Below are 26783 nucleotides of genomic sequence, written 5' to 3' on the forward strand. Positions count from 1 at the left end.
TCACGTCTGGCCTGATGGCGCTCACGATCGCTTGGGGATCCGCCGTCGCGGCCGATCCCGTCGACCGCGTGCTGGTCCACAAGGCGGAGCGACGGCTGGAGCTCCTGCGCGACGGACAGGTGGTCGCCGCCATGCCGGTCGCGCTCGGCGGTGATCCGCTTGGCCACAAGCAGGCGGAAGGCGACGGCCGGACGCCCGAGGGCGTCTACCGTCTCGACTGGAGGAACCCGGCGAGCGCCTACCATCGTTCGATGCACGTGTCCTACCCCGATGACGACGATGTGGCGCGGGCGCGTGCCGGGGGTCGCGACCCCGGCGGCATGATCATGATCCACGGCCAGCGCAACAATTTCGGATGGCTGGCGCCGGTCACCCAGCTTTTCGATTGGACGGACGGCTGCATCGCCGTTACCAATGCCGACATGGACATCATCTGGTCGCGCGTGCCGGATGGCACGGTGATCGAGATCAGACCATGAGTGACGACCAGGCCCATTATCCCCCCGTCGATCCGGTCGGCGTCGGACTGAAGGGGCTTTGCCCGCGCTGCGGCCAGGGAAAGCTCTTCGACGGTTTCCTCACGGTGAAACCGGCCTGTGCCGCCTGCGGCCTCGACTACGCCTTTGCCGATGCCGGAGACGGACCGGTCGTCTTCGTCATCCTCATCGCCGGCTTCCTCATCCTCGGCCTCGCTTTGTGGCTCGACGTCAACTACAGCCCGCCGCTCTGGCTGCATCTCGTGCTGTGGATCCCGCTCGCCGTCGTCGTCTGCCTCGGGCTGATGCGCGGGCTGAAGGGCGTGCTGATCGCGCTGCAATACCGCAACAATGCCAGGCAGGGCGAGATCGACCGTGGCTGAGGGGGCCTCGCGCGGCCGTACAGCCGCCATGCTCGCCGTCGTCGCGGTGGCGTTCTGCATCCTGGCGGGGCTCGGAACCTGGCAGGTGCAGCGCCTCGCCTGGAAGGAGAGCCTGATCGCGATGATGGCGGAGCGTCGTGCCGCGCCGCCGCAGACGCTCACCGAAATCGAGGCGATCGCGACCGGGGGCGGCGATGTCGACTACCGGCCGATCCGCGTCGCCGGCCGCTTCGACCACGCCCGCGAGCGCCACTTCTTCGCCACCTACGAGGGCGCCACCGGCTACTACGTCTATACGCCGCTGACCGTCGACGAGGGCCGTGTCCTCTTCGTCAATCGCGGCTTCGTCCCGTTCGAGCGCAAGGACGCCGCGACGCGCGGCGAGGGGCAGGCCGAGGGCGCCGTGACCGTCACCGGGCTTGCCCGGGCGCGGCTTTCGGAAAAGCCCTCCTCCTTCGTGCCCGAGAACGACGAGGCGAAGAACATCTTCTACTGGAAGGATCTCGACGCGATGGCGCGCACGGCAGGCCTCGCCCCGGATCGGGTGCTTCCCTTCTTCGTCGATGCCGATGCGACGCCGAACCCCGGCGGCCTGCCGGTCGGCGGCGTCACCCAGTTCGACCTGCCGAACAACCACCTCCAATATGCGGTCACCTGGTACGGCCTGGCGCTGGCGCTGGTCGCCGTCACCCTCGCGGTCGTGCTTCGCGGCCGCAGGGAGCGGAACTGACCCCGAGGGTTGCCGAAGGCCGCGCGTCCTGTTGCCTGCCCCAGCGGGCGAAAGGAGGGGGATGGGGCGTGTTCGTCCTTGTGCCGCGGTTGCCCGCCCATATATACAGGGCCCATCCGATGCCCGCTCTTGACGGGCGCCCCTTCGTTGCAGGCGATCCGGTTCATGGCCTCACCTCCCGCTGAGAAACCCCCGCTCACCATAAGGCTCTGCGGCCCGCGCGGCTTTTGCGCCGGTGTCGACCGGGCGATCCAGATCGTCGTGCTGGCGCTGAAGGAATATGGCGCGCCGGTCTATGTCCGCCACGAGATCGTTCATAACCGGTTCGTCGTCGAAGGGCTCGAGGCCAAGGGCGCCGTCTTCGTCGAGGAACTGGACGAGATCCCCGAGGCGCATCGGCGGCAGCCCGTGGTCTTTTCCGCCCATGGCGTGCCGAAATCCGTGCCGGCCGATGCCGACCGCCGCAATCTCTTCTATCTCGACGCCACCTGTCCGCTGGTCTCCAAGGTTCACAAGCAGGCGATGCGCCACCAGCGCATGGGCCGCCATGTGATCCTGATCGGCCATGCCGGCCATCCGGAGGTGATCGGCACCATGGGGCAGCTGCCGGACGGCGCCGTGTCGCTGATCGAGACGATCGAGGACGCCGACTGCTATCAGCCGGCAGACCCCGACAATCTCGGCTTCGTCACCCAGACGACGCTTTCCGTCGACGACACCGCCGGCGTGATCAGGCGGCTGCACGAGCGCTTCCCGAACCTGACGGCGCCGGCTGCCGATTCGATCTGCTATGCCACGACCAACCGTCAGGAGGCGGTCAAGCAGGCCGCGCCCGGCTGCGACCTCTTCCTGATCGTCGGTGCGCCGAACTCGTCGAATTCCAAGCGGCTGGTGGAAGTGGCCCAGCGCGCCGGTGCGACCCGCTCCGTGCTGGTGCAGCGCGCCGCCGAGATCGACTGGGAGACGGTCGGCGCGATCCGCACCGTCGGGCTCTCCGCCGGCGCCTCCGCCCCCGAGGTCATCGTCGACGAGATCATCGAGGCCTTCCGCGCCCGTTTCGAGGCTCTGGTCGAGCTCGCCGACACGGTCGAGGAGACGGAGAACTTCCTCGTCAACCGCGAGCTTCGCCATGTGCCGCTGACGGCGGCCGACATGGCCTTCGTCAACGGCGAATAGCAGGAACCCGGACCCTTGGCCGTCTATACCGACATCACCGAAGACGAACTCGGCCGCTTCCTTGCGGCCTATGACATCGGCGCGCTCGTCTCCTACAAGGGGATCGCGGAAGGGGTGGAAAACTCCAATTTCCTGCTGCGAACCGGCGCGGGCGTCTTCATCCTGACGCTCTATGAGAAGCGCGTCGAGCGCTACGACCTGCCGTTCTTCCTCGGGCTGATGCAGCATCTCGCCGATCGCGGCCTCAATTGCCCGCTGCCGATCGCGCGGCGCGACGGGCGTCTCCTCGGCGACCTCGCCGGCCGGCCTGCGGCGATCATCTCCTTTCTCGACGGCGTCTGGCTGCGCAGGCCCGAGGCGCGCCATTGCCACGCGGTCGGCAGGGTGCTGGCCGAGATGCACATCGCCGGTGAAGGCTTTTCCATCCGGCGCGCCAATGCGCTCTCCGTCGCCGGCTGGCGTCCGCTCTGGAACAGGGCGCGCGACCGGGCCGACGAGGTGCGGGCCGGGCTCGCGGGCGAGATTTCCGCCGAACTCGACCATCTCGAAGCGCATTGGCCGCGTGACCTGCCGGAGGGCGTGATCCATGCCGATCTCTTCCCCGACAATGTCTTCTTCCTCGAGGACCGGCTGTCGGGCGTGATCGACTTCTATTTCGCCTGCAACGACATGCTCGCCTATGACCTGTCGATCTGCCTCAATGCTTGGTGCTTCGGCAAGGAGGACGGCGTTTTCGACATCGGGAAGGGCGCCGCCCTGCTGGCGGGCTACCAGTCGGTGCGGCCGCTGAGCGCCGCCGAAGTCGCGGCCCTTCCGCTGCTCGCGCGCGGCTCGGCGCTGCGCTTCTTCCTGACGCGGCTCTACGACTGGCTGACGACGCCGCCGGGCGCGCTGGTCGTCAAGAAGGATCCGCTGGAATATCTGCGCTACCTGCAGTTCCACCGCAGGGTCGCTTCCGCCGCCGACTACGGCCTTGCGGGAGAAAGCGCATGAAGCATGTGGACATCTTTACCGACGGCGCCTGTTCCGGCAATCCGGGGCCGGGCGGCTGGGGCGCGGTGCTGCGCTACGGCGAGGTCGAGAAGGAGCTCTGCGGCGGCGAGGCGGAAACGACCAACAACCGCATGGAGCTTCTCGCCGCGATCACGGCGCTGAACGCGCTGAAGAGCCCGTGCCGGGTCGACCTGCACACCGACAGCAAATATGTCATGGACGGGATCGGCAAGTGGATCCATGGCTGGAAGAAGAACGGCTGGCGCACCGCCGACCGCAAGCCGGTGAAGAACGGCGAGCTCTGGCAGGCGCTCGATGCCGCCCGCGACCGGCACGAGGTCACCTGGCACTGGGTCAAGGGCCATGCCGGCCACCCGGAGAACGAACGGGCCGACGAACTCGCGCGATCGGGCATGGAGCCCTTCAAGAAGGCGCGCTGACCGGCCCGCGACACAACTTTCGCGCGGTTCAATGGCTTGACGGCGTTTTCGATTGCATTAGCCTCTCCTTATTTCGAAGGGGAGGTTTTCATGAAGACATTTGCAGCCACGCTCATCCTCGCCGCCGTCGCTCTCGGCGCGCCGGCCGCCTCTGCCGAGGTCAAGCCGTTCGGCTCCACCTGCGTCAAGGTCACCAAGGGTGCGTCGAAGACCGTTTGCGTCGCCTGGAACGGCAAGACGATCGCGAGCACCGACAAGTTCCGCAATACGATTCCCACCCGTGGCCAGCACACCGGCTGCAAGGCGAGCGACGCGGTCATCGCCTGCTCCGGTGGCACCTATGCGACGGGAGAGGGCTCCGGCAGGATGCCGCCGTTCAAGGTGCGGCTGAAGGCCGGAAAGCCGGTCGCCGCCAACTGGTGACATGCCCGTTCCCGGCCGGGCGATCCGCCGCGGCCGGGAACGGTGTTTGCCTCAGAGCTGTTCGAGAATGGCGGCGGCGCTCGACACCGTGGCCTTGCCGGGCGACTCCTCGACGTTCAGCGCGGTGACGACACCGTCGTCCACGATCATCGAATAGCGCTTCGACCGCACGCCGAGGGTGCCGGCGGAGAGATCGATGTCCATGCCGATCGCCTTGGTGAAACCGGCGTCCCAGTCGGCGAGGAAGTGGATCTTGCCGATGCCGCCCGAGGCGGTCGCCCAGGCGCCCATGACGTGCAGGTCGTTGACGGCGAGCACGGCGATGTCGTCGATGCCGCGCGCGAGGATCGCCTCGCGGTTTTCCAGGAAGCCCGGCAGGTGGTTGAGCGAGCAGGTCGGCGTGAAGGCGCCCGGCACGGCGAAGAGCACGACGCGCTTGCCCTTGAAAAGCTGTTCGGTGGTGATCTCGACAGGCCCCTCGGCGGTCTTCTCCTTGAAGGTGGCGGCGGGCAGCGTGTCTCCGACGGAAATGGTCACGGCGTCTGATCTCCTTGAATGGGGCGGCCCGCCGCGGCGTCCGGGGGCGGGGCCGGTCGGACTATAGAATTGCCTCACTCAAAGGCAAGCGGCGTTTCCATGCTGCGGGCGCCGGCCCTGACGACGATATGGATTGCGGCAAGGTCGAGCGGCTTGCCCTTCGGCCGGCGCAGCACGTCGATCCGTGCCGTCATCGTCCGGCCCGTCACGGCGCGCGCGACCGGCATGTGCACGGCGTAGCCGTCAGGCGCGGCGACGAACACCTCCGGCGCCTCTCCGCCGCCCTCCGGCAGCGCGACGCGGATGTCGATCCGCCTGCCGTCGTCGGAGGCCTGCGCGGCCTGCAGCCGGAAATCTTCAGAGGGCGGCTCGGGCAGCCATTTTGCCGCATCTTTGATCCGGGCGCGGTCGAGCGGCCGGTCATGCGGGCCCTCGTCCAGCGTCAGCGCCAGATCGCCCTGGACGGGAATGCAGATCTCCTTGCAGATGCCGAGCAGCACCGAGAGGTCGAGACGGCGGGCCTGCGGCGCCAGGCGCTTCAGCCGCAGCGGAAGGGCGACGGGTCGGTCGTAGCCGACATAGCGCACCGTGCCGTCGTCGAAGAGGCGCGGCGGCGGGAAGCCGATCCCGTCGAGGGCGAAGCCGCTCTCTGGCGGAAGGGTCACGCTCGGCGCCAGCCCGCTCGCGCCCGGATCGCGCCAGTAGGTCTTCCAGCCGGGCGCCAGCCGGATGTCGAGAACCGCCGGGACGGTTCCGTCCGCCTCCGGGGCGGCGGCGACGAGACGGATCGTACCGCCTTCGCTGTCGAGCGTGTTGCTCGTCGCGGCCCGAAGCGGGGCGGCGGCCAGCAGCGAGGCGGCCAAGGCGGCCATCAGCCGCACACCCGCCCTTGATCTTGCCGCCCGGTGGAATAGTTCCCCTCTCGCGGTCCGGTTAAAAAGGTTGACGCCGCACCGGATGGCATTCGCCCATTTCCGCATCACATGCCCTGCTCATCGTCCTGAATGCCTGCGGCTCTACCATGAAAAACGACCCGCGCGCAGATTAGAGACTTTTCATTTCTCCGTGAATTGGTAGGCTTTCCCCATGTTGACCAAAGCGACCTTCAGCAAGACACGCGAGCGCGGCTTTCTCGACGGGCAGTTCCTCATCGCCATGCCCGGCATGGCGGACACGAATTTCGCGCGCACGGTCGTCTATATCTGCGCCCACTCCTCCGACGGGGCGATGGGTTTCGTGCTGAACCGGCCGCAGACGCTGACCTTCCCCGACCTGCTGCGCCATCTGAACATCGTCGAGGACGGCGAGATCATCCGCCTGCCGCCGATGGTACGCGAATTCCAGATCCAGACCGGCGGGCCGGTGGAGACCGGACGCGGTTTCGTGCTGCATTCGGACGACTATATGAGCGAGTCGAGCATCCCGGTCAGCGACGACATCTGCCTGACGGCCACGCTCGACATCGTCCGGGCGATTTCGAGCGGCGACGGGCCACAGCGGGCGATGATGATGCTCGGCTACGCCGGCTGGGCCTCGGGCCAGCTCGAGGCCGAGATCGCCGGAAACGGCTGGCTCACCTGCCCGGCGGCGGAGGACATGATCTTCGACCGCGACTGCGCCGCCAAATACGACCGGGCGCTCGCCACGCTGGGCGTCACGCCGGCCATGCTGTCGATGGAGGCGGGGCACGCCTGACGGCGTGTTGCCGCCTGCTTTTCATCGCCGGCCCGGAACCTTTTTTTCGCTGCCCCGTTTTCCCCGCAACGGCACGATGATCCCGAAACGGGCGTGCCGGGAACCGAAAAAGGAGCAAACCATGGGCAGCATGTCCGAAAAGATCAGCGGCGTCGGCAACCAGATCGCCGGCAAGGCCAAGCAGGCCATCGGCGAGGCGACCGGAAACGATCGCCTGAATGCCGAAGGCAAGGGCCAGGAAGTCAAGGGCAAGCTCCAGAAGGCGTCCGGCGACGCCAAGGACGCCGTGAAGTCCGCCGTCGACCGGATGTGACCGCGATACGGCAGCCACGGATCTCCCGATCCCAAGGCTGCCGACGAGGAGCGCGAAACCTTTCCGGCAGACGGGTTCAACTGACGGAAAGCCGCGCCGATGCCCGCCTGGTGCTCACGCATCGGCGGGCATTTCTTCCTCTGGGGCAGGGCCTTGGGGGATTATGGGGAACGGGCTCATCAGCAACGGAAAGCCCGGCGTCGTTGCGGCCGGGACGGGGATCCATCCATGAAGCTTTTCACCTGCGGCCATTGCGGTCAGGCCGTCCATTTCGACAATCGCGTCTGCGTGCGCTGCGGCTCGAGGCTCGGCTTCGCCGCCTCCGACGCGAAGATGCATGCCGTCCTTCCGGAGGACGACAAGGGCGGAGACCTCTGGCAGGATGCCGCCGACACTGGCCGGCGGTTCCGCTTCTGCGCTAACGCCGCGCAGGACATCTGCAATTGGCTGGTCGACGACGGCTCGGCAGAAATCTATTGCGAGGCCTGCCGCTACAACCGCATCGTGCCCGTGACGGACAATCCGGAGGGGCTCGACCGCTGGCAGCGCATCGGGCAGGCACAGCGCCATCTCTTCTATTCCCTGATCCGCTGGAACCTGCCGCGTCCCGGCCGCGACGTCGATCCGCAGGGCGGGCTGGTCTTCGATTTCCTCGCCGACCAGACGGCGCCGGACGGCAGCATCGTCCCGGCGATGACGGGCCACGAGGACGGCCTGATCAGCCTGCGGGCGGCGGAGGCAGACGATGCGACCCGCGAGAGCATCCGTGTCCAGATGGGCGAACCCTACCGCACGCTGCTCGGCCATTTCCGCCACGAGATCGGCCATTTCTATTTCGACCAGCTCTGCCGCGACGAAGCGATCCTCTCCGAGGCGCGCGCGCTCTTCGGCGACGAGCGCGAGGATTACGCAGCGGCGCTGCAGCGCAACTACGAGCAGGGCCCGCCGCCGGACTGGCAGCTGCGCTTCATCAGCACCTATGCGAGCTGCCACCCGGCCGAAGACTTCGCCGAATGCTGGGCCCATTACTTCCACATCGTCGACACGCTGGAGACCGCCCGCGCCTTCGGCCTGTCGACCGATCCCTGGCGCCATGGCGACATCGCGGCGGAGGTGAGCTTCGATCCCTACCGCGCCCCGTCCGCGCAGGTGCTGGTCGATGCGTGGATCCCGTTGAGCGTGGCGCTGAACAGCCTGCAGCGCAGCATGGGGCAGATGGACATCTATCCTTTCATTCTCTCCCTGCCGGTGGTCGAGAAGCTCGACTTCATCAACCGCCTGATCCTCAGCTATGCCCAGCCGCAGGAGAATGCCGCTCCGGTCGAGGCTGCGGCCTGACGCTTAAGGCCGGGACAATGCGGCGCCTTTCGCCGGCCGGCGGAAGGCGCCTTTCCGTCAGGCGCGCTTCATCAGCGGAAACCGCTCCTTCAGCAGCCGCTGGATCGATTCGACGCCGATCGGCGGCCCGAAGATGAAGCTCTGGCCGTAATGGCAGCCCATCTTGGCGAGTTCTGCCGCGTCCTCGTCCGACTCGATCCCCTCCGCCACCACCTGCATGTCGAGATCATGCGCCATGGTGATGACCGAGCGCAGCAGCACCGCCCGCTTGTCGGTCGGGTCGGTGACCAGCGCCTTGTCGATCTTGATCGTGTCGAAGGGGAAGCGGGTCAGGTAGGAGAGCGACGAGTAACCGGTGCCGAAATCGTCCAGCGCCAGGCCGAAGCCGGCATCCTTCAGCTTGGTCAGCACGAGGCGCGCCTGTTCCGGATTGCCCATCACCACCGATTCTGTCAGCTCGATCTTGAGCTTCGCGGGATTGCAGCGCGTCTTGTCGAGCACGGCGCGGATATCGTCGTAGAGATCGTTGTTGAGGAGTTGGGCGCTCGACAGGTTGACCGAGACGAAGATCGGCAGGTCGCCGGTCTGGAGCTGCCATTCGGCAAGGTCGGTCGAGGCGCGCTCGATGGCGAAGAGGCCGATCTGGTTGATCAGGTCCGACTGTTCGGCGACCGGGATGAACTCGCTCGGCGAGATGTTGCCGCGCTTCGGGTGGTCCCACCGCATCAGCGCCTCGAAACCGGCGATCTCGGCATCGTTCAGCCGCACGATCGGCTGGTAGACGAGGCTCAGCTCCTTGCGCTCGATCGCGCGGCGCAGGTCGGTCTCGATCTGCAGCCGCTCCGTGCCCGAGGTTCGGAAGGCCGGGCGGAAGGGCTCGACCCGGTTGCCGCCGGCCTTCTTGGCGCGGAACATCGCCAGTTCCGCGTCATCGAGGAGGCCTGTCGCCTGTTCCTGCTGGCCGACAGAGGAGACGAGGCCGATCGAGGCGGTCAGGTTGATCTCCTTGTTGCCGAAGGAGAGCGGCACCATGATCGCCTTGCTGACCGCATCGGCGAAATCGGCGACCTTGGCCGGATCGCGCTCCGACATCAGGATCAGGCCGAACTGGTCGCCGCCGAGCCGAGCCAGCGTGTCCTGGGGCTTCAGCAGCCGGCGCAGCCGCCGGGTCAGCGCGATCAGGATATTGTCGCCGGCGGCGATGCCAAAACGGTCGTTGACCGTCTTGTAGCGGTCGATGTCGATGGCGAGCACCGTTGGCCGCACGGTCGGCGTCGAGGGGGCCAGCGCGAGGAAGGCCTGCAGCCGGTCGAGGAAGACCTGGCGGTTCGGCAGGCCGGTCAGATTGTCGAGCACGGCGTCGTGCAGCAGCCGGTCGATCGAGTTCTTCTGCTCGGTCACGTCGACGATGGTGCCGACACAGCGGATGATCTCGCCATTGGCGCCGAGCACCGGCCGGGCGCGGATCGCCAGCCAATGATAATGGCCGTCCTCGGCGCGGATGCGGAATTCGTGGTTCAGCCGGCCGCGTCGGTGTTCGAGCAGAACGTCGAGGGTGGCGCGGAAGCGGTCGCGGTCGTCGGGATGGAGATAGGGCAGCCAGTTGCGCGCCGGCCCGTGCATCGTGCCCGGTGACAGGCCGAGCTGGATCGAGACGTCCGGCATGGTGACGACCCGGTCGCGTGCCACGTCCCAGTCCCAGACCGTGTCGCCCGAGCCGGTCAGCGCCAGCGACTGGCGTTCGAGATCGGAAAACAGGCCCTGGCTGTAGGCACCGCCGGCAAAGGCGTGCTGCATCACCGTGAAGCCGATCAAAAGCACGATCAGCACCAGCCCGCCGCCGAGCGCCGGCTGGACGATGTCGTTGGCGAGCTGCCCCGTCACCGTCAGCCAGGCGCCGAACAGCCAGACGAGGATCAGCGCCCATGCCGGCACGAGCAGGATCGCCCGGTCGTAGCGGTTGAAGCCGAGATAGCCGATCAGGATGATGCCGACCGTGCCGGTCAGCGCGAAGGAGAGGCGGGCGATGCCGGCCGCGATCGCCGGATCGTAGACCGCGACGCCGAAGAGCAGGCCAAGCCCGAGAACCCAGGCGAGCGTCGCATAGGAGAGGTGCTGGTGCCAGCGGTTGAGGTTCAGATAGGTGAAGAGGAAGATGACGAGGCCGGCGGCGAGGAAAACCTCCGTGCCGGCGCGCCAGATGCGCTCGTCGCCGGCGGTGATCGAGATCAGCTTCGACAGGAAGCCGAAGTCGACGCAGACATAGGAGAGCACCGCCCAGGCGAGCGCCGCCGTCGCCGGCAGCATCGAGGTTCCCTTGACGACGAAGAGGATCGTCAGGAACACGGCGAGCAGGCCGGCGATGCCGAGCACGATGCCGCGATAGAGCGTGAAGGCGTTGACCGTGTCCTTGTAGGCGTCCGGCTCCCAGAGATACATCTGCGGCAGGTCCGGCCCGGCGAGTTCGGCGACGAAGGTGATGACCGAGCCGGGGTTCAGCGTGATGCGGAAGACGTCCGCCTCCTCGCTCGGCTGCCGGTCGAGGGCGAAACCCTCGGACGGCGTGATCGACAGGATGCGCTTGGAGCCGAGGTCGGGCCAGAACAGTTTCGAATTGACCAGCCGGAAATGCGGCGCGACGATGACGCGCTCCAGCTGCTCCTCGGAGACGTTGGCGAGGGCGAAGACGGCCCAGTCGCCCTGGTGGGTCTCGGCGGTGGAGCGCACCTCGATGCGGCGCACGATGCCGTCGGTTCCGGGGGCGGTGGAGACCTGGAAGGCCTCGCCGCGGCCCGTATAGATCTCGGTCGTCGCGGTCAGGTCGAGCGCGGTGTCCTCGCGCGAGATCTTCACGGGCTCGATCGCCTGCGCCGAAGCGGCGGCAAGGAAGGCGATCAGGCCGCAGATCAGGGCAAGGGCCTGCCGGCACGGCCGGGCGGCCGCCGTCCGGCACGGCTTGCGGATCGAAATCATCGGATGTTTACATTCCCGTTTGCGCCACCGTTCCCGCTGATCAGCGAGTAGATCAGGTGATCGCGCCATTGTCCGTTTATCTTCAGATATTCGCGCAGGTAGCCTTCCCGCTCAAACCCGGCCTTTTCAAGAAGCCGGATGCTTCTGCCGTTTTCCGGAATACAGGCTGCCTCGATCCGGTGCAACTGAAGGCCGGCAAAGATGTAGGGGATGGTCAACCGGACGGCGGCGGACATATGGCCGTGGCCGGCATGGCGCTCGCCCATCCAGTAGCCGATCATGCAGCATTGCGCCGCGCCGCGGCGGATATGGCCGATGGTCATGCCGCCGAGCAGCGTGTCGTCGCTTCGGGAGAACAGGAAGAGCGGCACGGCCTGGCCGGAGGAGAACTCCTGCTCGCCGCGCACCACCCGCGCGCGGAAGGCGCCTTCGGTCATCTCGTCGCCGCGCCAGCTCGGTTCCCAAGGTTCGAGAAAGGCGCGGCTCTCGCTGCGCAGGCGGAACCATTGCCGGTAGTCGCCCTGGCGCGGCAGGCGCAGGTAGTGGTCCGGCCCGGAAATCTCGACGGGGTCGGGATGCCGCGACAGGAACCGAAACATCGATCTCGCCATGAACACCCCCCGTCAGGCCATCCTCTCGTCTTAGCGTAAAAACAGGCCGACCGGAACGGGGAGGGGCGACGGCGCCTGCCGCAGATCGCGGCGGCGCCAAACGCGTGTGCGGCGCCCGGCCGTCGCCGTTTTCAGCCGGCGCGCGCCCTCATTCCGCGGCGGCGCGGGCGGTCCTGCGCGACAGGCCTGTCACGATCTCGTCCATGGGCGCGAGCTGGCCGAGCGGGCCGATCGCCGAGAGCGTTGGGGTCGTGTCGAAGAAGAGGCGGCCGGCAAGGTCGGTCAGCCGCTCGACGGTGATGCCGGACAGGCGCTCCATCAGCTCGCCGTTCGGGATCGGCCGGCCGTAGAGCATCATCTGCCGGGCGATCTGGCCGGCGCGCGCCGCCGGGCTTTCCTGTCCCATCAGCAGCTGGGCGCAGATCTGGGCGCGGGCGCGGTCGATTTCCTGGCCGTCGATGTGGTCGGCGGCCTTGCGCAGCTCCTCGACGATGACCGGCATCAGTTCCGGCAGGTTCTCGCCGCCGGTCGCGGCATGGACGCCGAAGATGCCGGTGTCGGAGAAGCCCCAGTGGAAGGCATAGACCGAGTAGCAGAGGCCGCGATGCTCGCGCACCTCCTGGAAGAGGCGCGAGGACATGCCGCCGCCGAGGATGTTGGCGAGGATCTGCGAACAGTAGAAATCGCGCGCGTGATAGGCCTTGCCCTCGAAGCCGAGAAGCACCTGCGCGTCCATCAGGTCGCGTTCCTCGCGCCGGTCGCCGCCGGTGTAGCGGGCGGTCTCGTTGACGGGCGGCGCGGCGGGCAGGACCGGCAGGCCGTCGAAGCGGCGCTCGACCTGGCGGACGAAGGCGTCATGGTCGACGGCGCCGGCGGCGACCACGAACATGCGGTCGGTCGTGTAGTTGCGCCCGAGATAGGCCCTGATCTCGTCGGCCGAAAACGACATCACCGTCTCCGGCGTGCCGAGGATCGGCCGGCCGACCGTCTGGTCGCGGAAGGCGGTTTCGGCGAAGCGGTCGAAGACGACGTCGTCGGGAACGTCGTCGGCCGCGCCGATCTCCTGCAGGATGACGTTCTTCTCCCGCTCCAGCTCGTCCTCGTCGAAGGAGGATTCGGTCAGGATGTCGGCGAGGATGTCGACGGCGAGCGGCACGTCGTCCTTGAGGATGCGGGCGTAATAGGAGGTCGTCTCGGTCGAGGTGGCGGCGTTGACCTCGCCGCCGACATTCTCGATTTCCTCGGCGATCTGGCGGGCGGTGCGCCGCGCCGTGCCCTTGAAAGCCATGTGCTCGAGGAGATGGGCGATCCCGTGCTCGTCCGACGTCTCGTTGCGGGACCCCGACTTGATCCAGGTTCCGAGAGCGACGCTCTCCAGATGCGGCATGGTTTCGGTGACGACGGTCAGCCCGGAGGCGAGCCGGGTGCACTCAACTTTCATCATGCGTCTTTCTGCGCTTCAGCTCCGGATGCGCGCATGTTCGCCGATAAAGCCTTCGACGGCCTCAAGCTCGGGCTCCAGAATGGTGAAACGCTCCTCCCGTTGCATCAGGCCAGCAAGCCACGTCGGAAGCGCCGGGTCAATACCGCAGGCCGATTTTACCGCATCGGGGAATTTCGCCGGATGGGCGGTGGCGAGCACCACCATCGGCACCTGCGGGTCCGTGTGCCGTTCGGCGACGAAGACGCCGATGGCACTGTGCGGGTCGAGGAGGTAGCCGCTCTGCTCCAGCGTGCGGGAGATGGTGGCGGCGACCTCTGCCTCGTCGGCGCGGCCGGCCGAGAAGAGGGCGCGGATCGCCTCCAGCGCCTGCGGCTCGATCTCGAAGGCGCCCGACTGCTTCAGCCCGGCCATCGCCGCGCGGAGCTTGCCCGCGTCACGGCCGTAGGCCTCGAACAGCAGGCGCTCGAAATTCGAGGAGATCTGGATATCCATCGACGGCGAAGTGGTCGCCTTCACCGCGCGCATCTCGTAGCGGCCGGTGGCGATCGTGCGGGCAAGGATGTCGTTCTCGTTGGTGGCGATGACGAGGCGGGCGATCGGCAGGCCCATGCGGCCGGCGGCATAGCCGGCGAAGACGTCGCCGAAATTGCCGGTCGGCACCGTGTAGGCGATCGCCCGGTCCGGCGCGCCGAGGCTGACGGCGGTGGTGAAATAATAGACGATCTGCGCCATGATCCGCGCCCAGTTGATCGAGTTGACGCCCGACAGCGCCACCCCGTCGCGGAAGGCGGCGTCGTTGAACATCGCCTTGACGAGGGCCTGGCAGTCGTCGAAATTGCCGCGGATCGCCATCGCGTGCACGTTCGCTTCCCTCGAGGTCGTCATCTGGCGCTGCTGCACCGGGGAAACCTTGCCTTCCGGGAAGAGGATGAAGATGTCGGTGCGCTCCCGCCCGGCAAAGGCGTCGATCGCAGCACCCCCGGTGTCGCCGGAGGTGGCGCCGACGATGGTGGCGCGGGCGTCGCGCTCGGAGAGGACATGGTCCATCAGCCGGCCGATGAGCTGCATCGCCACGTCCTTAAAGGCGAGCGTGGTGCCGTGGAACAGTTCCATGACGAAGGTGTTCGCGCCGATCTGGACGAGCGGCGCCACCGCCTCGTGGCGGAAGGTGGCATAGGCCGCCTCGATCATCCCCTTCAGCGCCTCCGGCGCGATCTCGCCGTCGGTGAAGCGCTCGATGACGGCGAAGGCGACCTCCTGATAGGATTTTCCGCGCAGCGCCCGGATCTCGTCGGCGGAAAACTGCGGCCAGGTTTCCGGAATATAGAGGCCGCCGTCGCGGGCAAGCCCCGCCATCAGCGCGTCGCGGAAATCGAGGGCAGGGGCCTCGCCCCGGGTGGAGACATATTTCACCGGTCACATCCTTCGTCAGGCCGTCGGCCGCGCCGGGACAGTCCGCTCGCAGGATGCGGTTCCGCCTCAGCCGGGCGACGGCGGGCGCGCGGGCATTTTTGCGCCGCCCCCAATCGATTTTTCCGTTGGCCGCTGCTATAGAGCATCGCGACGGGTCCAGAAAGACCCCGCGCGATCTTTCCGGCGACCGGCCGGGAACGGCGGCGCGATGCGGTTCAGGGTGAGGGTTTCGAACGTGTCTGGCAGAGTTTCCCGGCGTCTTCTCGCGGTCAGTGCCGCCGTCCTCCCGCTTCTGGCGGGGTGCAACACGCCTGACACCGGCGGCGCGATCGAGGCGGGCGGCAGCGCCGCCGCGCCGACGCCGGCGGTGATCCAGGGCGCCTGCCCGCAGGTCTACCTGCGCGACGGCACGGCGAGCTACCGCACCTATGCCAAGGGCGCCAAGGACGATCCGACCAAGGTCGTCTACCAGGCCTCGCTCGCCGACACGACGCGCCAGTGCGTGCAGAGCGCGACGCAGCTGACCGTCACGGTCGTCGTCCAGGGCCGCGTCGTCGCGGGTCCCGCCGGCGGGCCCGGCACGGTCAACCTGCCGATCCGCGTCGCCGCCGCCGACGGAACCTCGACGCTCTATTCGGAGCTGACGCAATATCCGGTCTCCGTGCCCGCCACCGGCACGACCCAGTTCGTCTTCACCAAGGCGGAGGTGACGATCCCCGCCGGTGCCGGCGCCGACACCAAGATCTTCGTCGGCTTCGACGAAGGCCCGCCGCCGAAGAAGAAGCGCACCTCCTGACCGGCCGCAGCCCCGCACGACGGACAGCGCTTTCCGGCGCCGTCCCGCCCGTCAATAGGACGAAGCGGTGGTGAAGAGGGCGCGCTGCGCCGCATAGGCCCGGACGAAGGCGGGGCGCGCCTCGCCGCGCGCGACATAGGCGGAAAGGTTTGGATAGGCGTCGAGGAGGCCCGAGCGGCCGAGCCGGCGCAGCACCGTCACCATCATCAGGTCGCCGGCCGTGAACCCGCCCTCCAGCCATTCGGCCCCGCCGAGCCGGCGGGAGAGGGGCGCGAGCCGCGCATGGACGCGGTCTTCCAGAAGCGGCAGGCGTTCGGCATGCCAGGGCCTGTCGCGTTCGAAGAGAAGCGCCATCGAATGCTCGACGATCGCCGGCTCGATCGTGCTCAGCGCGGAAAACATCCAGGCGATCGCGCGCATCCGCGCATCGGCCTCCGCCGGCAGCAGGCCCGCATGGCGCTCGGCGATGTGGAGCACGATCGCGCCGGATTCGAAAAGGGTCAGGCCGGCCTCCTCGAAGGTCGGGATCTGCCCGAAGGGATGGCGGGCGAGATGCGCCTCGCCTTTGAGGTCGGCAAAGGAAAGAGCGCGCACCGTATAGGGCTCGCCCACTTCTTCGAGCGCCCAGCGCACGCCCATGTCGCGCGCAAGGCCCCTGCCGCCATCCGGCGAACGTTCGAACACGGAAATCGTCGCGGCCATGGCGGCCCTCCCTGGCTGTCTCCCATGAAGACGGCCGGCGAGGCCCGGTTCCGACAGGTGCGGCCGGAATTTTCCCCGCCGCTGCGAAGCGTGGACGGGCCCCTCAGGCCGACAGGCTCTCCTGCCACTCGGACAGGGCGGCGATGACGCCCGGCAGCATGCTCATGCGCGAGACGACCGTCTCGGCGCCGGCATCGGTCAGCCGGTCGGCATGGCCCGGATAGGTGTGCGAGGCGCCGGTGAAGCCGACGACGCGCATGCCGGCGGCCCGTCCCGCATGGACGCCGTGCACCGAATCCTCGACGACGAGCACGCGCGACGGATCGATGCCGAACTGCCGTGCGCCGTGCAGGTAGATGTCCGGCTTCGGCTTGACCCGGTCGTCGCCGAGGTCGCGGGCCGAATAGATATGCGTGCCGAAATGGCCCTTGAGCCCGGTCGCCGACAGCATCAGGTCGAGGCGCGGCGTCGTCGAGTTCGAACAGACGCCCTTCGGCAGCGTCAGGCGTGCTAGCGTCGCGGCGATGCCGTCGATCGCCTTGACGGCGGCGAGGCGCTTGTCGAGCAGCCCGTCGACCTTGTCGATCAGCGAGGCGGAGAAGGGCACGCCCGCTTCCTTCTCGATCGTCAGCAGCATGTCCTTGAAGGTCAACCCGGCGAAGCGCACCGCCAGTTCCTCGGCGCTGATCGGATGGCCGGCCTCCGTCAAAAGCGACGCTTCCACCTCTGCCGCGATGATCTCGGAATCGACGAGCACGCCGTCGCAGTCGAAGAGGATGAGGTCGATGCCATTCATGTCGGGGAAAAATCCTTTTGGAGCGATGGCCTGTCTCATACACGACATGGCCTGCGACCTCAATCGCCATGGCCGGATGGCTGCCATGCGTCGTGTCCGTCCCTGTCCATTTGCGGATGATTTTCGCGATTTGATGCAGGCGCTTCAGGCTTTGGTAACCATCTTCGGTAACCATAAGGACATTCGAAGTTCCCGAGTAAGCGTAAGGTGCGTGTTGTCCATGGCCCGATTGTCTTCCAGGTTTTCGCCGGAATCCTCCCCCCGCCACGCCGTCTCGACCGGCTGGGTCGATACGATCATCAAGGGCGACTGCGTCGCCGCGCTGGAGGCCTTGCCGGACAAAAGCGTCGATGCCGTCTTCGCCGACCCGCCCTACAATCTCCAGCTCGGCGGCGCGCTGCATCGCCCCGACCAGTCGCTGGTCGACGCCGTCGACGACGAGTGGGACCAGTTCGCCTCTTTCGAAGCCTATGACGCCTTCACCCGCGCCTGGCTGCTCGCCGTGCGCCGCGTGCTGAAGCCGACGGGCACGCTGTGGGTGATCGGCTCCTACCACAACATCTTCCGCGTCGGCGCGACGCTGCAGGATCTGAACTTCTGGATCCTCAACGACATCGTCTGGCGCAAGACCAACCCGATGCCGAACTTCAAGGGACGGCGCTTCCAGAACGCGCACGAGACGCTGATCTGGGCCGCGCCGAATGCCAAGGCCAAGGGCTACACCTTCAACTACGATGCGATGAAGGCCGCCAATGACGATGTGCAGATGCGCTCCGACTGGCTGTTCCCGATCTGCTCCGGCTCCGAGCGGCTGAAGGGCGAGGACGGCAAGAAGGCCCATCCGACGCAGAAGCCCGAGGCGCTGCTCGCCCGCATCCTGATGGCCTCGACCCGGCCCGGCGACATCGTGCTCGACCCGTTCTTCGGCTCCGGCACCACCGGGGCGGTGGCCAAGCGCCTCGGCCGCCATTTTGTCGGCATCGAGCGCGAGCAGGACTATATCGACGCGGCGACGGCCCGTATCGCGGCGGTCGAGCCGCTCGGCGGCGCGACGCTGTCGGTGATGACCGGCAAGAAGGCCGAGCCGCGCGTCGCCTTCAACACGCTGGTCGAGGGCGGTCTCCTGCGCCCCGGCACGGTGCTGACCGACGCCAAGCGCCGCTACAGCGCCATCGTGCGGGCCGACGGCACGCTGGCGAGCGGCGGCGAGGCCGGATCGATTCATCGCCTGGGCGCGAAAGTGCAGGGCCTTGATGCATGCAACGGATGGACGTTCTGGCACTTCGAGGATGGGCGAGCCCTGAAGCCCATCGACGATCTCCGGACCGTCGTCCGCAACAGCCTGGCGGCCATCGGGTGATCAACCACCCGACGGCCTGACGGGGGAACGTCCCGACGTCCGGTTTTCGTACCTTCAGTCCCGGACGGCACGGACGAGACGCACCCGGGGTTCGCAAGAACCCCGGGTGATCGCGTTTGAGGGGCCTGCGACGCCGCATGAGATGATGCATGCGCAACAAAAAACCCCTCGCCGCAATGTGCGGGCGAGGGGTTCCGTCGTCGGGGCGACGGGCGCCGATCAGACGTAGAAGTCGCCGAGGGTCAGCGTCGAGACGCCGCTCACCTTGATCTGGAAGTCGGCGACGCCGTCGCCGTCGACATCGCCCGACACGACGCCGCCGCGGAAGTTCAGTTCACCGGCGGTGCCGCTGAAGCCGAGCTTGCCGATAAAGGTGAACTTCTGGTCGCCGGCACGGAATTCGTTGGCGTCGATGTCGCGCAGGTCGATCTTGTCGCGCTGGGCGCGGCTGAAGTCGAGGATCACGTCGCGGTAGCGGCCGACGGCGCTGTCGTCGATGGAGGCGAACTTGAACACGTCCGCGCCCGCGCCGCCTTTGAGGAAATCGTAGCCGAGGCCGCCGGTGAGGGTGTCGTTGCCGGTGCCGCCCTCGAGCGTGTCGTCGCCCGTGCCGCCGAGAAGCGTGTCGTTGCCGGCGAGCCCGAAGAGGAAATCGTCGCCGTCGAGGCCGGAGAGCACGTTCTTGGCGCTGCTGCCGGTGATGTCGTCGTCGGAATCGGTGCCAACGGCGTTCTCGATGCTGATCAGCGTCTCCCTGCGGCCGGCGCCGGTCGAGGCGAACTTCCCGCCGAGGTCGATGGTCACGCCGCGGCCGGCCTCCACGTCGTCCTCGTCCTGCAGCTCGTAGCTGATCGTGTCGATGCCGGTGCCGCCGTTGAAGTAGTTGTTGAAGCCGACCGACAGGAAGGTGTCGTTGCCGCTCTCGCCGTAATAGTCGCTCTCGACGCCGAGGATCTCGAAATAGTCGTCGCCGGCGCCGCCCTTGACGATGTCGAAATCGCCGTCGAGTCCGTCGAAGGCGTTGAGGATGTAGGTGTCGTTGCCGGCGCCGAGATAAATCTTGTTGCCCCCCTCGAAATCGTTCTCGACCCGATCGTTGCCCGTCCCGGCATCGACATAGTTGAAGCCGCCATCGGGGCCGACGAGATCGAGATAGATCTTGTCGTTGCCGCCATAGCCGTAGATTTCCACTTCGATGTCACCGTCCTGGTAGATGACGTCGTTGCGGTTGGTGCCGTCGATGATGACTGTCATGGATGTCGCTCCCAAAGCGTTTTCTAAAAAGATGACGTGACGATAGGCGCTAATCCATGAACCATGCCTGAACCATTCTGGGCGTTTTGGCGGCGCTTCCGCGGCCTTTTCCCGTCAGGCCGCGATGCCGTGGCCGGCAAGATCGAGGCGGAGCCGTTCGGGGTCGGTGAACACCACCGCCTGCCATCCGGCGCCCCGCGCGCCGTCCACATTGGCCGGACTGTCGTCGATGAAAAGGGTGCGCTCCGGCGTGAGCCCGAAGCGGGCCGCGTGATGCCGGTAGATCGCGACGTCCGGCTTGATCAGGCCGATCTCGGCCGACACGGTGACGCCGCGCGACATCGTCAGGAAGGGGAACTTCGCCCGCGCCTCGGCCAGCGTGTCGGCGGCGAAGTTGGTCAGCATGGTGACGTCGCGGCCGTCCCCGATCAGGCGCTTAAGGATCGCGACCGTACCGTCATAGGCATGGGGCACCATCTCGATCCAGTGGCGGCGGAAGCCGCGGATGCGTTCCTCCTGCTCCGGGTGGAGGCCGATCAGCAGGTCCTCCGCCTCGCGCCAGCTGCGGCCGCGATCCTGCTCGAGGTTCCAGTCATGGGTGCAGACGGTCTCGAAGAAGCGGCGCCGTTCGGCCTCGTCCGGGATGATCCGCGAAAACGGGATGTTCGGATCGTAGTGGATCAGCACCTTGCCGATGTCGAAGACGATGTGGTCGATGGCGGTCATGTCACGATATCCTTTCGCGGGAACGCGCCGGGTATAGCCTGCGTGATCACCTTTTTCATGACGGTCGGCAAGGCTTGCGCCGCAAGGGTCGCCGACGGTTCCCACCAGCCTTCGGGCGGATTGACCCTGGCGGCAAGCCGGACGCGGTAGACGGTAAGTTCCAGCGCGAAATGGGTGAAGACGTGGCGGATGCCGCCGCAGGCCTCCCAGCGCGCCGGAAAGGGGGCGGCGCCGGTGTCCGTCTCCCCGTCGGCCCGCGCCGTCCAGGCGCTGCCCGGCACCTCGGTCATGCCGGCGAGGAGGCCCGTGCCGCCGCGCTTCCTGAGAAGCACCGCGCCGTCGCCGTCGATCGCGACGAAGGCGGCGCCCTTGCGCTCAGGCTTCGTCTTCTTTGCCGCCTTCAGCGGATATCGCTCGGGATCGCCGTCACGCCGGGCGCGGCAGAGGCCGTTCAGAGGACAGAGCGCGCAGGCCGGCCGCTTCGGCGTGCAGATCGTCGCGCCGAGGTCCATCATGGCCTGTGCGAAATCGCCGGGCCGGTCGGCCGGGGTGATCGCCGCCGTCAAGGCGCGAAGTGCGGGGCGCGCCGAGGGCAGCGGCGTCTCGACGGCGTGGAGGCGCGAGACGACGCGCTCGACATTGCCGTCGAGCACGGCGCTCTGCCGGTTGAAGGCGATCGCCGCGATCGCCGCCGCCGTATAGTCGCCGATGCCCGGCAGCCGCTTCAGCGCCTCCTCGGTATCGGGAAAGCGCCCGGAATGGTCGCGCGAGACCGTCTCGGCGCATTTTTTCAGGTTGCGCGCCCGCGCATAGTAGCCGAGCCCGGCCCAGGCCTGCATCACCGCCTCGGTCTCGGCGGCGGCGAGGGCGTCGACCGTCGGCCAGAGCGAGAGGAACGTCTCGAAATAGGGTTTGACCGCCTGCACGGTCGTCTGCTGCAGCATCACCTCCGACAGCCAGACATGGTAGGGATCGGCCGTCCGTCCGGCCTTCGCCATCGGCGGCGTGATCCGCCAGGGCAGGCTGCGGTGGTGGCGGTCGTACCAGTTAAGGATCAGGCGGGCGGGGAGGGGGCTTTGCTCTGGGTCGGTCATCATTTGCCGGGAGGATCGGTTTCGCGCTATAGATGGCCGAGCGCGCCGCGATCCGCAAGGCGGCGCCCCGGTGAGTGAGACCCGTGAAGCAAGCCTACAGACCGCGTGGCGCAACGCAGATCAGCGATGTGGCGAACCGCCTGATCGACCCGGTGCTGACGCGCCGGGCCGGGATCAACACGCTGCTGCTCGGCTCCTGGGACGAGATCGCCGGCGCGGATTTCGCCGATTGCACGCGGCCGGAGCAGATCGCCTGGCCGGCGCGCGGCATGAACGCGCGGGACGGCGAAGGCCACCGGCCGGGCGTGCTGACGATCGCCTGCGAGGGATCGCGCGCGCTGTTCCTCAGCCATGCGCAGGGCGAGCTGATGCAGCGGATCAACGGCTTCTTCGGCTTTCCCGCGATCGGCCGGATCCGCATCGTGCAGAAGCCGGTCGTCGCCGATTCGCGCCGGCCGCGCCGGGCTCCCGTCCTCAACGGGCCTGCCGCTGTGAGGCTCGACGCGATGGTCGGCGAGGTCGAGGACGAGCGGCTGCGCGCGGCGCTGACCCGGCTCGGCACGGCGGTGCTGGCGCAGGCGGGCAAAAAACGGGCGCCATCATGACGCAGTCACAATTCTTTGAATTCGCTGCTGCTCACAGACCTTGTGGCCGCCATGGCGGCGCGTTATCCGGTCTCACACGCTTTCCATCCCTCCTCCTTCACGGGTGAACCATGTCCCTGAACGAACAGAGCTCGCGCCTTTCCCTCCTCGCCCGCCGGCGCTTCATGGCTGGGACGGCGGCGGCCGTCGCGGCGCTCGCGCTCGCCTCCTGCAGCGGCGAGGAACAGGCCTCGACCGCGACGCCCCCCGGCGTCGATCCCGTGACGACCGCGACCACGACGGCGGCGGCCGAGCTGCCCGAGGCGGAGGGCACGGTCGACGTGGCCAAGCTGATGGAGCCGGGCGCGCTGCCGGAAATGTCGATCGGCAAGGCCGACGCGCCGGTGACCATCGTCGAATACATGTCGATGACCTGCCCGCACTGCGCCAGCTTCCACGTCAACACCTTCGACGCGATCAAGGAAAAATACGTCGACAGCGGCAAGGTCCGCTTCGTCATCCGCGAGTTCCCCTTCGATCCGCGCGCGGCGGCCGCCTTCATGCTGGCGCGCTGCGCCCCCGAGGGCCAGTATTTCCCGATGGTGTCGATGCTGATGAAGCAGCAGCGCCAGTGGGCGGCGGCCGAGAACGGGCGCGATGCCCTCCTGCAGATGTCGAAGCTCGCCGGTTTTACACAGCAGAGCTTCGAGGCCTGCTTGACGAACCAGAAGCTTCTGGATGATGTGAACACGGTGATGCAGCGCGGAGCCAAGGATTTCGGCGTCCAGTCGACGCCCACCTTCTTCATCAACGGCACGCGCTATTCCGGAGACATGTCGGTTGACACCATGTCGGCCCTTATCGACACGCTGCTCTAGGCGTCCGGAAAACAGGGTCTTTTCCGGCGGGCGCGTCCGCGCGTCCGCCGTTGTCCGGTCTGGCCCATGAAGTTCAACAAGCTCCGCCTCGTCGGCTTCAAGTCCTTCGTCGAGCCCTCCGAATTCGTCATCGAGCGCGGCCTGACCGGCGTCGTCGGCCCGAACGGCTGCGGCAAGTCGAACCTCGTCGAGGCGATGCGCTGGGTCATGGGGGAGAACTCCTACAAGAACATGCGCGCGTCCGGCATGGACGACGTCATCTTCTCCGGCTCCGGCAACCGCCCGGCGCGCAACACCGCCGAAGTCGGCCTCTTCCTCGACAATTCCGACCGCACCGCGCCGGCCGCCTTCAACGACAGCGACGAGATCCAGGTGACGCGCCGCATCGAGCGCGAGAACGGCTCGGTCTACCGCATCAACGGCAAGGAGGCGCGGGCGAAGGACGTGCAGCTCCTCTTCGCCGACGCCTCGACCGGGGCGCGTTCGCCCTCGATGGTCGGGCAGGGGCGGATCGGCGAGCTGATCCAGGCGAAACCGCAGGCGCGCCGGCAGCTGCTCGAGGAGGCGGCGGGCATTTCCGGCCTCCATTCCCGCCGGCACGAGGCCGAACTGCGCCTGCGCGGCGCGGAAACCAATCTGGAGCGGCTGGAGGACGTCACCACCCAGCTCGAAAGCCAGATCGAGAGCCTGAAGCGCCAGGCGCGCCAGGCGAACCGCTTCCGCATGCTTTCTGCCGAGATCCGCCGCCACGAGGCGATGCTGCTGCACATCCGCTGGGTCGAGGCGAAGGAGGCCGAAGGCGAGGCGACGAGCCAGCTCAACCAGGCGACCTCCGCCGTCGCCGAGAAGGCGCAGGCGCAGATGGAGGCGGTGAAGACGCAGGCCATCGCCAGCCTGAAGCTCCCGGAACTGCGCGAGGCGGAGGCGACGGTCGCCGCGACGCTGCAGCGGCTGCAGATCGCCCGCGCGCAGCTGGAGGAGGATGCGGGCCGCGCGCTGCGCCGGCGCGAGGAGCTGCAGCGGCGGCTCCTGCAGCTTGCCGAGGACATCCGCCGCGAGGAGCGGCTGCTCTCCGACAATGCCTCGATGATCGCCCGGCTCGACGCGGAGGAAGAGGACCTCGCCGAGGCCGCCGCCGATGGCGGCGAGGCCGGCGAGGAGACCCGCGCGGCGCTCAATGCCGCCGCCGCGACGCTCGCGGAAAGCGAGGCGGAGATGGCGCGGCTGACGGCCGAGCGGGCCGAGGCCCAGGCGCTCTCGCAGCAACTGGAACGGCTTATCCGCGATCTCGCCGGACGGCGCGAGCGCTTCGCGCGCCAGCGCGCGGCGCAGGATGCCGAGCTTGCCGATCTCGACCGCCGCATCGCCGCGATCGCCGATCCCGTCGAGAAACGCGAACTGGCGGAGGCGGCCGCGGAACTGGCGATGGAGGCCGAGGGCGCTGCCGCCGAGACCGAATCTGCGCTTGCCGCCGCCCGCCGCGCCGAATCGGCCGCCCGGCCGCTCGCCGAGACCGCCCGCGCCCGCGCCGCCTCGATCGAGACGGAGGCCCGCACCATCCGCCGTCTCATGGAGGCGTCGGCGCCGGGCGGCGCGCTGCCGCCGGTCTCCGACGGCATCCGTGTCGATCGCGGTTTCGAGGCCGCCTTCGGCGCTGCCCTCGGCGACGATCTCGATTCCCCCGCCGATCCGTCGGCGCCCGCCCACTGGCGCGAGCCCGGCAGCCGCGCCGGCGATCCGCCCCTGCCCGACGGAGCGATCCCGCTGATCGCCCATGTCTCCGCCCCCGAGCTTCTCGCCCGCCGCCTCTGGCAGGTCGGCATCGTCGACGACGCGGCGGTGGCGGAGCGCCTGCTTCCCTTCCTGAGGCCCGGCCAGCGGCTGGTGACGCGCAAGGGCGACGTCTGGCGCTGGGACGGCCATGTCGCCGGCGCCGACGCGCCGAGCCCGGCGGCGATCCGGCTCGAACAGAAGAACCGTCTCTCGGACCTGGAGGATGAGGCCGAGGCGGCGCTGGAGGAGCGCGACCGCGCCGAGGCGCGCCTTGCCGAGGCGGCCGAGGCCGTGCGCGCCGCCGACCAGCAGCAGGCGCGCGCCCGCGACCAGGAGCGCCACGCGCAGCGCCGCCTCGCCGAGGCACGCGCCGCGCTCGCCGAGGCCGAACGCGCCTCGGGCGAGCTGAAGACCCGCCGCGCCGCGCTTCAGGAGGCGCGCGCCGACCTTGACGCCCAGTGCGAGGATCTCGATCTCCAGATCGAGGAAGCGGCCGAGACCCGCGCAGCGCAGCCGGATGTCTCCGACCTCGACCGTCGGCTCGCGCTCCAGTCCGCCACCGTTTCCGCCGAACGGGCGCGGCTCGCCGAGGCCCGCGCCACCCATGAGGGCCTGGCGCGCGAAAGCGAGGCGCGCCGCCGCCGTCTTCTCGCCATCGCGGCGGAGCGTCGCAGCTGGGCCGATCGGATGGCGGGCGCCGAGGCGCAGGTCGAGACGCTGCGCGAGCGCGAGGCCGAGGCCCGCGAGGCGATCGATGAACTGACCGACGCGCCGGATCTCTTCGAGGACAAACGCCGCGCGCTCATGAACGAACTGACGAAGGCGGAGGCCGCCCGGCGCGCCGCCGCCGATGCGCTGGCCGAGGCCGAGACCCGCCAGCGCGACAGCGACCGCATCGCGACGACGGCGCTTTCCGCGCTTGCCGAGGCGCGCGAGACGCGCGGCCGGGCCGAGGAACGCCTCGTCTCCGCCCGCGAGCGCCGTGTCGAGGCCGAGACGCGCATCCGCGAGACGCTGAACGTGCTGCCGGCGGACGTCATGCGGCTGACCGGGCTCGGGCCGGCCGACCCGCTGCCCGAGGTCGCCACGATCGAGCGCGACCTCGACCGGCTGAAGATCGAGCGCGAGCGTCTCGGCGCCGTCAACCTGCGCGCCGACGAGGAGCAGGCCGACCTCACGGAAAAGCTCTCCGGCCTGCTCGCCGAGCGCGAGGACGTCATCGAGGCGATCCGGCGCCTGCGCGCCGCCATCCAGAGCCTCAACCGCGAGGGCCGCGAGCGGCTGCTTGCCGCCTTCGACGTGGTCAACCGCGAGTTCCAGCGCCTCTTCACCCATCTCTTCGGCGGCGGCACGGCGGAATTGCAGCTGATCGAAAGCGACGATCCGCTGGAGGCCGGCCTCGAAATCCTCGCCCGCCCGCCCGGCAAGAAGCCGCAGACGATGACGCTGCTGTCGGGCGGCGAGCAGGCGCTGACGGCGATGGCGCTGATCTTCGCCGTCTTCCTCACCAATCCGGCGCCGATCTGCGTGCTCGACGAGGTCGACGCACCGCTCGACGACCACAATGTCGAGCGCTACTGCAACCTGATGGACGAAATGGCGGCCTCGACCGAGACCCGCTTCGTCATCATCACCCACAACCCGATCACCATGGCCCGCATGAACCGCCTCTTCGGCGTGACCATGGCCGAGCAGGGCGTGAGCCAGCTCGTCTCCGTCGACCTGCAGACGGCCGAGCAGATGCGCGAGGCGGTCTAGCCCTTCCGCCGAGACAGGCTCTGTCGCAATTATGCTGCAATGCAGCAAGATTATCCGGCTTCGTCATTTCCAAGGACGTGCATTTGCGCTAAACCTCTGAAACATCAGTTCCGGGTG

Annotated in this window: 26 protein-coding genes; 15 read left to right on the plus strand and 11 right to left on the minus strand. The window is 68.0% G+C overall.

Annotated elements, in window-relative coordinates; all coding sequences use genetic code 11:
• Positions 1 to 14 precede the first annotated feature (14 nt).
• From ACEVQ6_RS07270 to ACEVQ6_RS07300, 7 genes are all read left to right on the plus strand, one after another.
• Positions 15 to 479: a L,D-transpeptidase family protein gene (locus tag ACEVQ6_RS07270; RefSeq protein WP_374888270.1), complete on the plus strand. Its 465-nt coding sequence runs from the start codon at positions 15 to 17 to the stop codon at positions 477 to 479.
• The gene (locus ACEVQ6_RS07275; RefSeq protein WP_374888271.1) at positions 476 to 859 is read left to right on the plus strand and encodes a DUF983 domain-containing protein; all 384 of its coding nucleotides are present in this window, start codon (positions 476 to 478) and stop codon (positions 857 to 859) included. The genes ACEVQ6_RS07270 and ACEVQ6_RS07275 overlap by 4 nt, the downstream gene beginning before the upstream one ends.
• Positions 828 to 1589 carry an SURF1 family protein gene (locus ACEVQ6_RS07280; protein ID WP_374888272.1) on the plus strand — a complete coding sequence of 254 codons (762 nt, stop codon included), beginning with the start codon at positions 828 to 830 and terminating at the stop codon, positions 1587 to 1589. The genes ACEVQ6_RS07275 and ACEVQ6_RS07280 overlap by 32 nt, the downstream gene beginning before the upstream one ends.
• A 165-nt stretch (positions 1590 to 1754) precedes the next feature.
• On the plus strand, positions 1755 to 2765 hold the full coding sequence (gene ispH / locus ACEVQ6_RS07285) for a 4-hydroxy-3-methylbut-2-enyl diphosphate reductase (protein WP_374888273.1): 1011 nt from the start codon (positions 1755 to 1757) through the stop codon (positions 2763 to 2765).
• A 15-nt stretch (positions 2766 to 2780) separates the two neighbouring features.
• Entirely contained in the window at positions 2781 to 3758 is a 978-nt protein-coding gene (locus tag ACEVQ6_RS07290) for a homoserine kinase (RefSeq protein WP_374888274.1), read from the plus strand.
• Entirely contained in the window at positions 3755 to 4198 is a 444-nt protein-coding gene (rnhA, locus tag ACEVQ6_RS07295) for a ribonuclease HI (protein ID WP_374888275.1), read from the plus strand. The genes ACEVQ6_RS07290 and rnhA overlap by 4 nt, the downstream gene beginning before the upstream one ends.
• Positions 4199 to 4288: 90 nt before the next feature.
• Entirely contained in the window at positions 4289 to 4621 is a 333-nt protein-coding gene (locus ACEVQ6_RS07300; protein ID WP_374888276.1) for a hypothetical protein, read from the plus strand.
• A 51-nt stretch (positions 4622 to 4672) separates the two neighbouring features.
• Here the strand turns inward: ACEVQ6_RS07300 and ACEVQ6_RS07305 are convergent, their stop codons facing one another.
• On the minus strand, positions 4673 to 5158 hold the full coding sequence (locus ACEVQ6_RS07305) for a peroxiredoxin (RefSeq protein WP_374888277.1): 486 nt from the start codon (positions 5156 to 5158) through the stop codon (positions 4673 to 4675).
• A 74-nt stretch (positions 5159 to 5232) separates the two neighbouring features.
• A complete protein-coding gene (locus ACEVQ6_RS07310) occupies positions 5233 to 6030 on the minus strand; it encodes a protein-disulfide reductase DsbD domain-containing protein (RefSeq protein ID WP_374888278.1) in 798 nt (265 codons plus the stop codon).
• A gap of 214 nt (positions 6031 to 6244) precedes the next feature.
• On the opposite strand from ACEVQ6_RS07310, the gene ACEVQ6_RS07315 reads away from it, so the two are divergent.
• From ACEVQ6_RS07315 to ACEVQ6_RS07325, 3 genes are all read left to right on the plus strand, one after another.
• On the plus strand, positions 6245 to 6853 hold the full coding sequence (locus ACEVQ6_RS07315) for a YqgE/AlgH family protein (RefSeq protein WP_374888279.1): 609 nt from the start codon (positions 6245 to 6247) through the stop codon (positions 6851 to 6853).
• A gap of 121 nt (positions 6854 to 6974) precedes the next feature.
• Positions 6975 to 7166, plus strand: a complete 192-nt coding sequence (locus ACEVQ6_RS07320) for a CsbD family protein (RefSeq protein ID WP_374888280.1) — start codon at positions 6975 to 6977, stop codon at positions 7164 to 7166.
• 228 nt (positions 7167 to 7394) lie between these two features.
• Entirely contained in the window at positions 7395 to 8504 is a 1110-nt protein-coding gene (locus tag ACEVQ6_RS07325) for a zinc-binding metallopeptidase family protein (protein WP_374888281.1), read from the plus strand.
• Positions 8505 to 8561: 57 nt separating this feature from the next.
• Here the strand turns inward: ACEVQ6_RS07325 and ACEVQ6_RS07330 are convergent, their stop codons facing one another.
• From ACEVQ6_RS07330 to thrC, 4 genes are all read right to left on the minus strand, one after another.
• Entirely contained in the window at positions 8562 to 11477 is a 2916-nt protein-coding gene (locus tag ACEVQ6_RS07330; RefSeq protein ID WP_374888282.1) for an EAL domain-containing protein, read from the minus strand.
• Entirely contained in the window at positions 11474 to 12088 is a 615-nt protein-coding gene (locus ACEVQ6_RS07335; protein ID WP_374888283.1) for a GNAT family N-acetyltransferase, read from the minus strand. The genes ACEVQ6_RS07330 and ACEVQ6_RS07335 overlap by 4 nt, the downstream gene beginning before the upstream one ends.
• Before the next feature lie 148 nt (positions 12089 to 12236).
• Entirely contained in the window at positions 12237 to 13532 is a 1296-nt protein-coding gene (locus tag ACEVQ6_RS07340; protein WP_374888284.1) for a M16 family metallopeptidase, read from the minus strand.
• Positions 13533 to 13547: 15 nt separating this feature from the next.
• A complete protein-coding gene (gene thrC / locus ACEVQ6_RS07345; RefSeq protein ID WP_374888285.1) occupies positions 13548 to 14945 on the minus strand; it encodes a threonine synthase in 1398 nt (465 codons plus the stop codon).
• A 235-nt stretch (positions 14946 to 15180) separates the two neighbouring features.
• On the opposite strand from thrC, the gene ACEVQ6_RS07350 reads away from it, so the two are divergent.
• Positions 15181 to 15741 (plus strand): hypothetical protein, encoded by a 561-nt coding sequence (locus tag ACEVQ6_RS07350; RefSeq protein ID WP_374888286.1) that lies wholly within the window; start codon positions 15181 to 15183, stop codon positions 15739 to 15741.
• Positions 15742 to 15792: 51 nt separating this feature from the next.
• Here the strand turns inward: ACEVQ6_RS07350 and ACEVQ6_RS07355 are convergent, their stop codons facing one another.
• Positions 15793 to 16443 carry a glutathione S-transferase family protein gene (locus tag ACEVQ6_RS07355; protein WP_374888287.1) on the minus strand — a complete coding sequence of 217 codons (651 nt, stop codon included), beginning with the start codon at positions 16441 to 16443 and terminating at the stop codon, positions 15793 to 15795.
• 103 nt (positions 16444 to 16546) lie between these two features.
• Positions 16547 to 17239: an HAD family hydrolase gene (locus tag ACEVQ6_RS07360; protein WP_374888288.1), complete on the minus strand. Its 693-nt coding sequence runs from the start codon at positions 17237 to 17239 to the stop codon at positions 16547 to 16549.
• A gap of 220 nt (positions 17240 to 17459) precedes the next feature.
• Between ACEVQ6_RS07360 and ACEVQ6_RS07365 the strand changes: the two genes are divergently transcribed.
• Positions 17460 to 18599 (plus strand): site-specific DNA-methyltransferase, encoded by a 1140-nt coding sequence (locus ACEVQ6_RS07365; RefSeq protein WP_374888289.1) that lies wholly within the window; start codon positions 17460 to 17462, stop codon positions 18597 to 18599.
• A gap of 219 nt (positions 18600 to 18818) precedes the next feature.
• Here ACEVQ6_RS07365 and ACEVQ6_RS07370 read toward each other — a convergent pair whose 3' ends face one another.
• From ACEVQ6_RS07370 to mutY, 3 genes are all read right to left on the minus strand, one after another.
• Complete coding sequence (locus ACEVQ6_RS07370; protein WP_374888290.1) at positions 18819 to 19853, minus strand: calcium-binding protein; 1035 nt, start codon at positions 19851 to 19853, stop codon at positions 18819 to 18821.
• A gap of 114 nt (positions 19854 to 19967) precedes the next feature.
• A complete protein-coding gene (locus ACEVQ6_RS07375) occupies positions 19968 to 20579 on the minus strand; it encodes an HAD family hydrolase (protein WP_374888291.1) in 612 nt (203 codons plus the stop codon).
• The gene (mutY, locus tag ACEVQ6_RS07380; RefSeq protein ID WP_374888292.1) at positions 20576 to 21676 is read right to left on the minus strand and encodes an A/G-specific adenine glycosylase; all 1101 of its coding nucleotides are present in this window, start codon (positions 21674 to 21676) and stop codon (positions 20576 to 20578) included. Before mutY ends, ACEVQ6_RS07375 begins: the two co-directional genes overlap by 4 nt.
• A gap of 80 nt (positions 21677 to 21756) precedes the next feature.
• Here mutY and ACEVQ6_RS07385 point away from each other — a divergent pair, with 80 nt between their 5' ends.
• The 3 genes from ACEVQ6_RS07385 (at position 21757) to ACEVQ6_RS07395 (ending at position 26666) form a co-directional block, all read left to right on the plus strand.
• Complete coding sequence (locus ACEVQ6_RS07385; RefSeq protein WP_374888293.1) at positions 21757 to 22278, plus strand: DUF721 domain-containing protein; 522 nt, start codon at positions 21757 to 21759, stop codon at positions 22276 to 22278.
• Positions 22279 to 22388: 110 nt separating this feature from the next.
• A complete protein-coding gene (locus tag ACEVQ6_RS07390) occupies positions 22389 to 23135 on the plus strand; it encodes a DsbA family protein (RefSeq protein WP_374888294.1) in 747 nt (248 codons plus the stop codon).
• 66 nt (positions 23136 to 23201) lie between these two features.
• Positions 23202 to 26666, plus strand: a complete 3465-nt coding sequence (locus tag ACEVQ6_RS07395) for a chromosome segregation SMC family protein (RefSeq protein ID WP_374888295.1) — start codon at positions 23202 to 23204, stop codon at positions 26664 to 26666.
• Positions 26667 to 26783 lie beyond the last annotated feature (117 nt).

This window comes from Ensifer soli (genome assembly GCF_041928815.1).
Lineage (GTDB): Bacteria > Pseudomonadota > Alphaproteobacteria > Rhizobiales > Rhizobiaceae > JBHFEI01.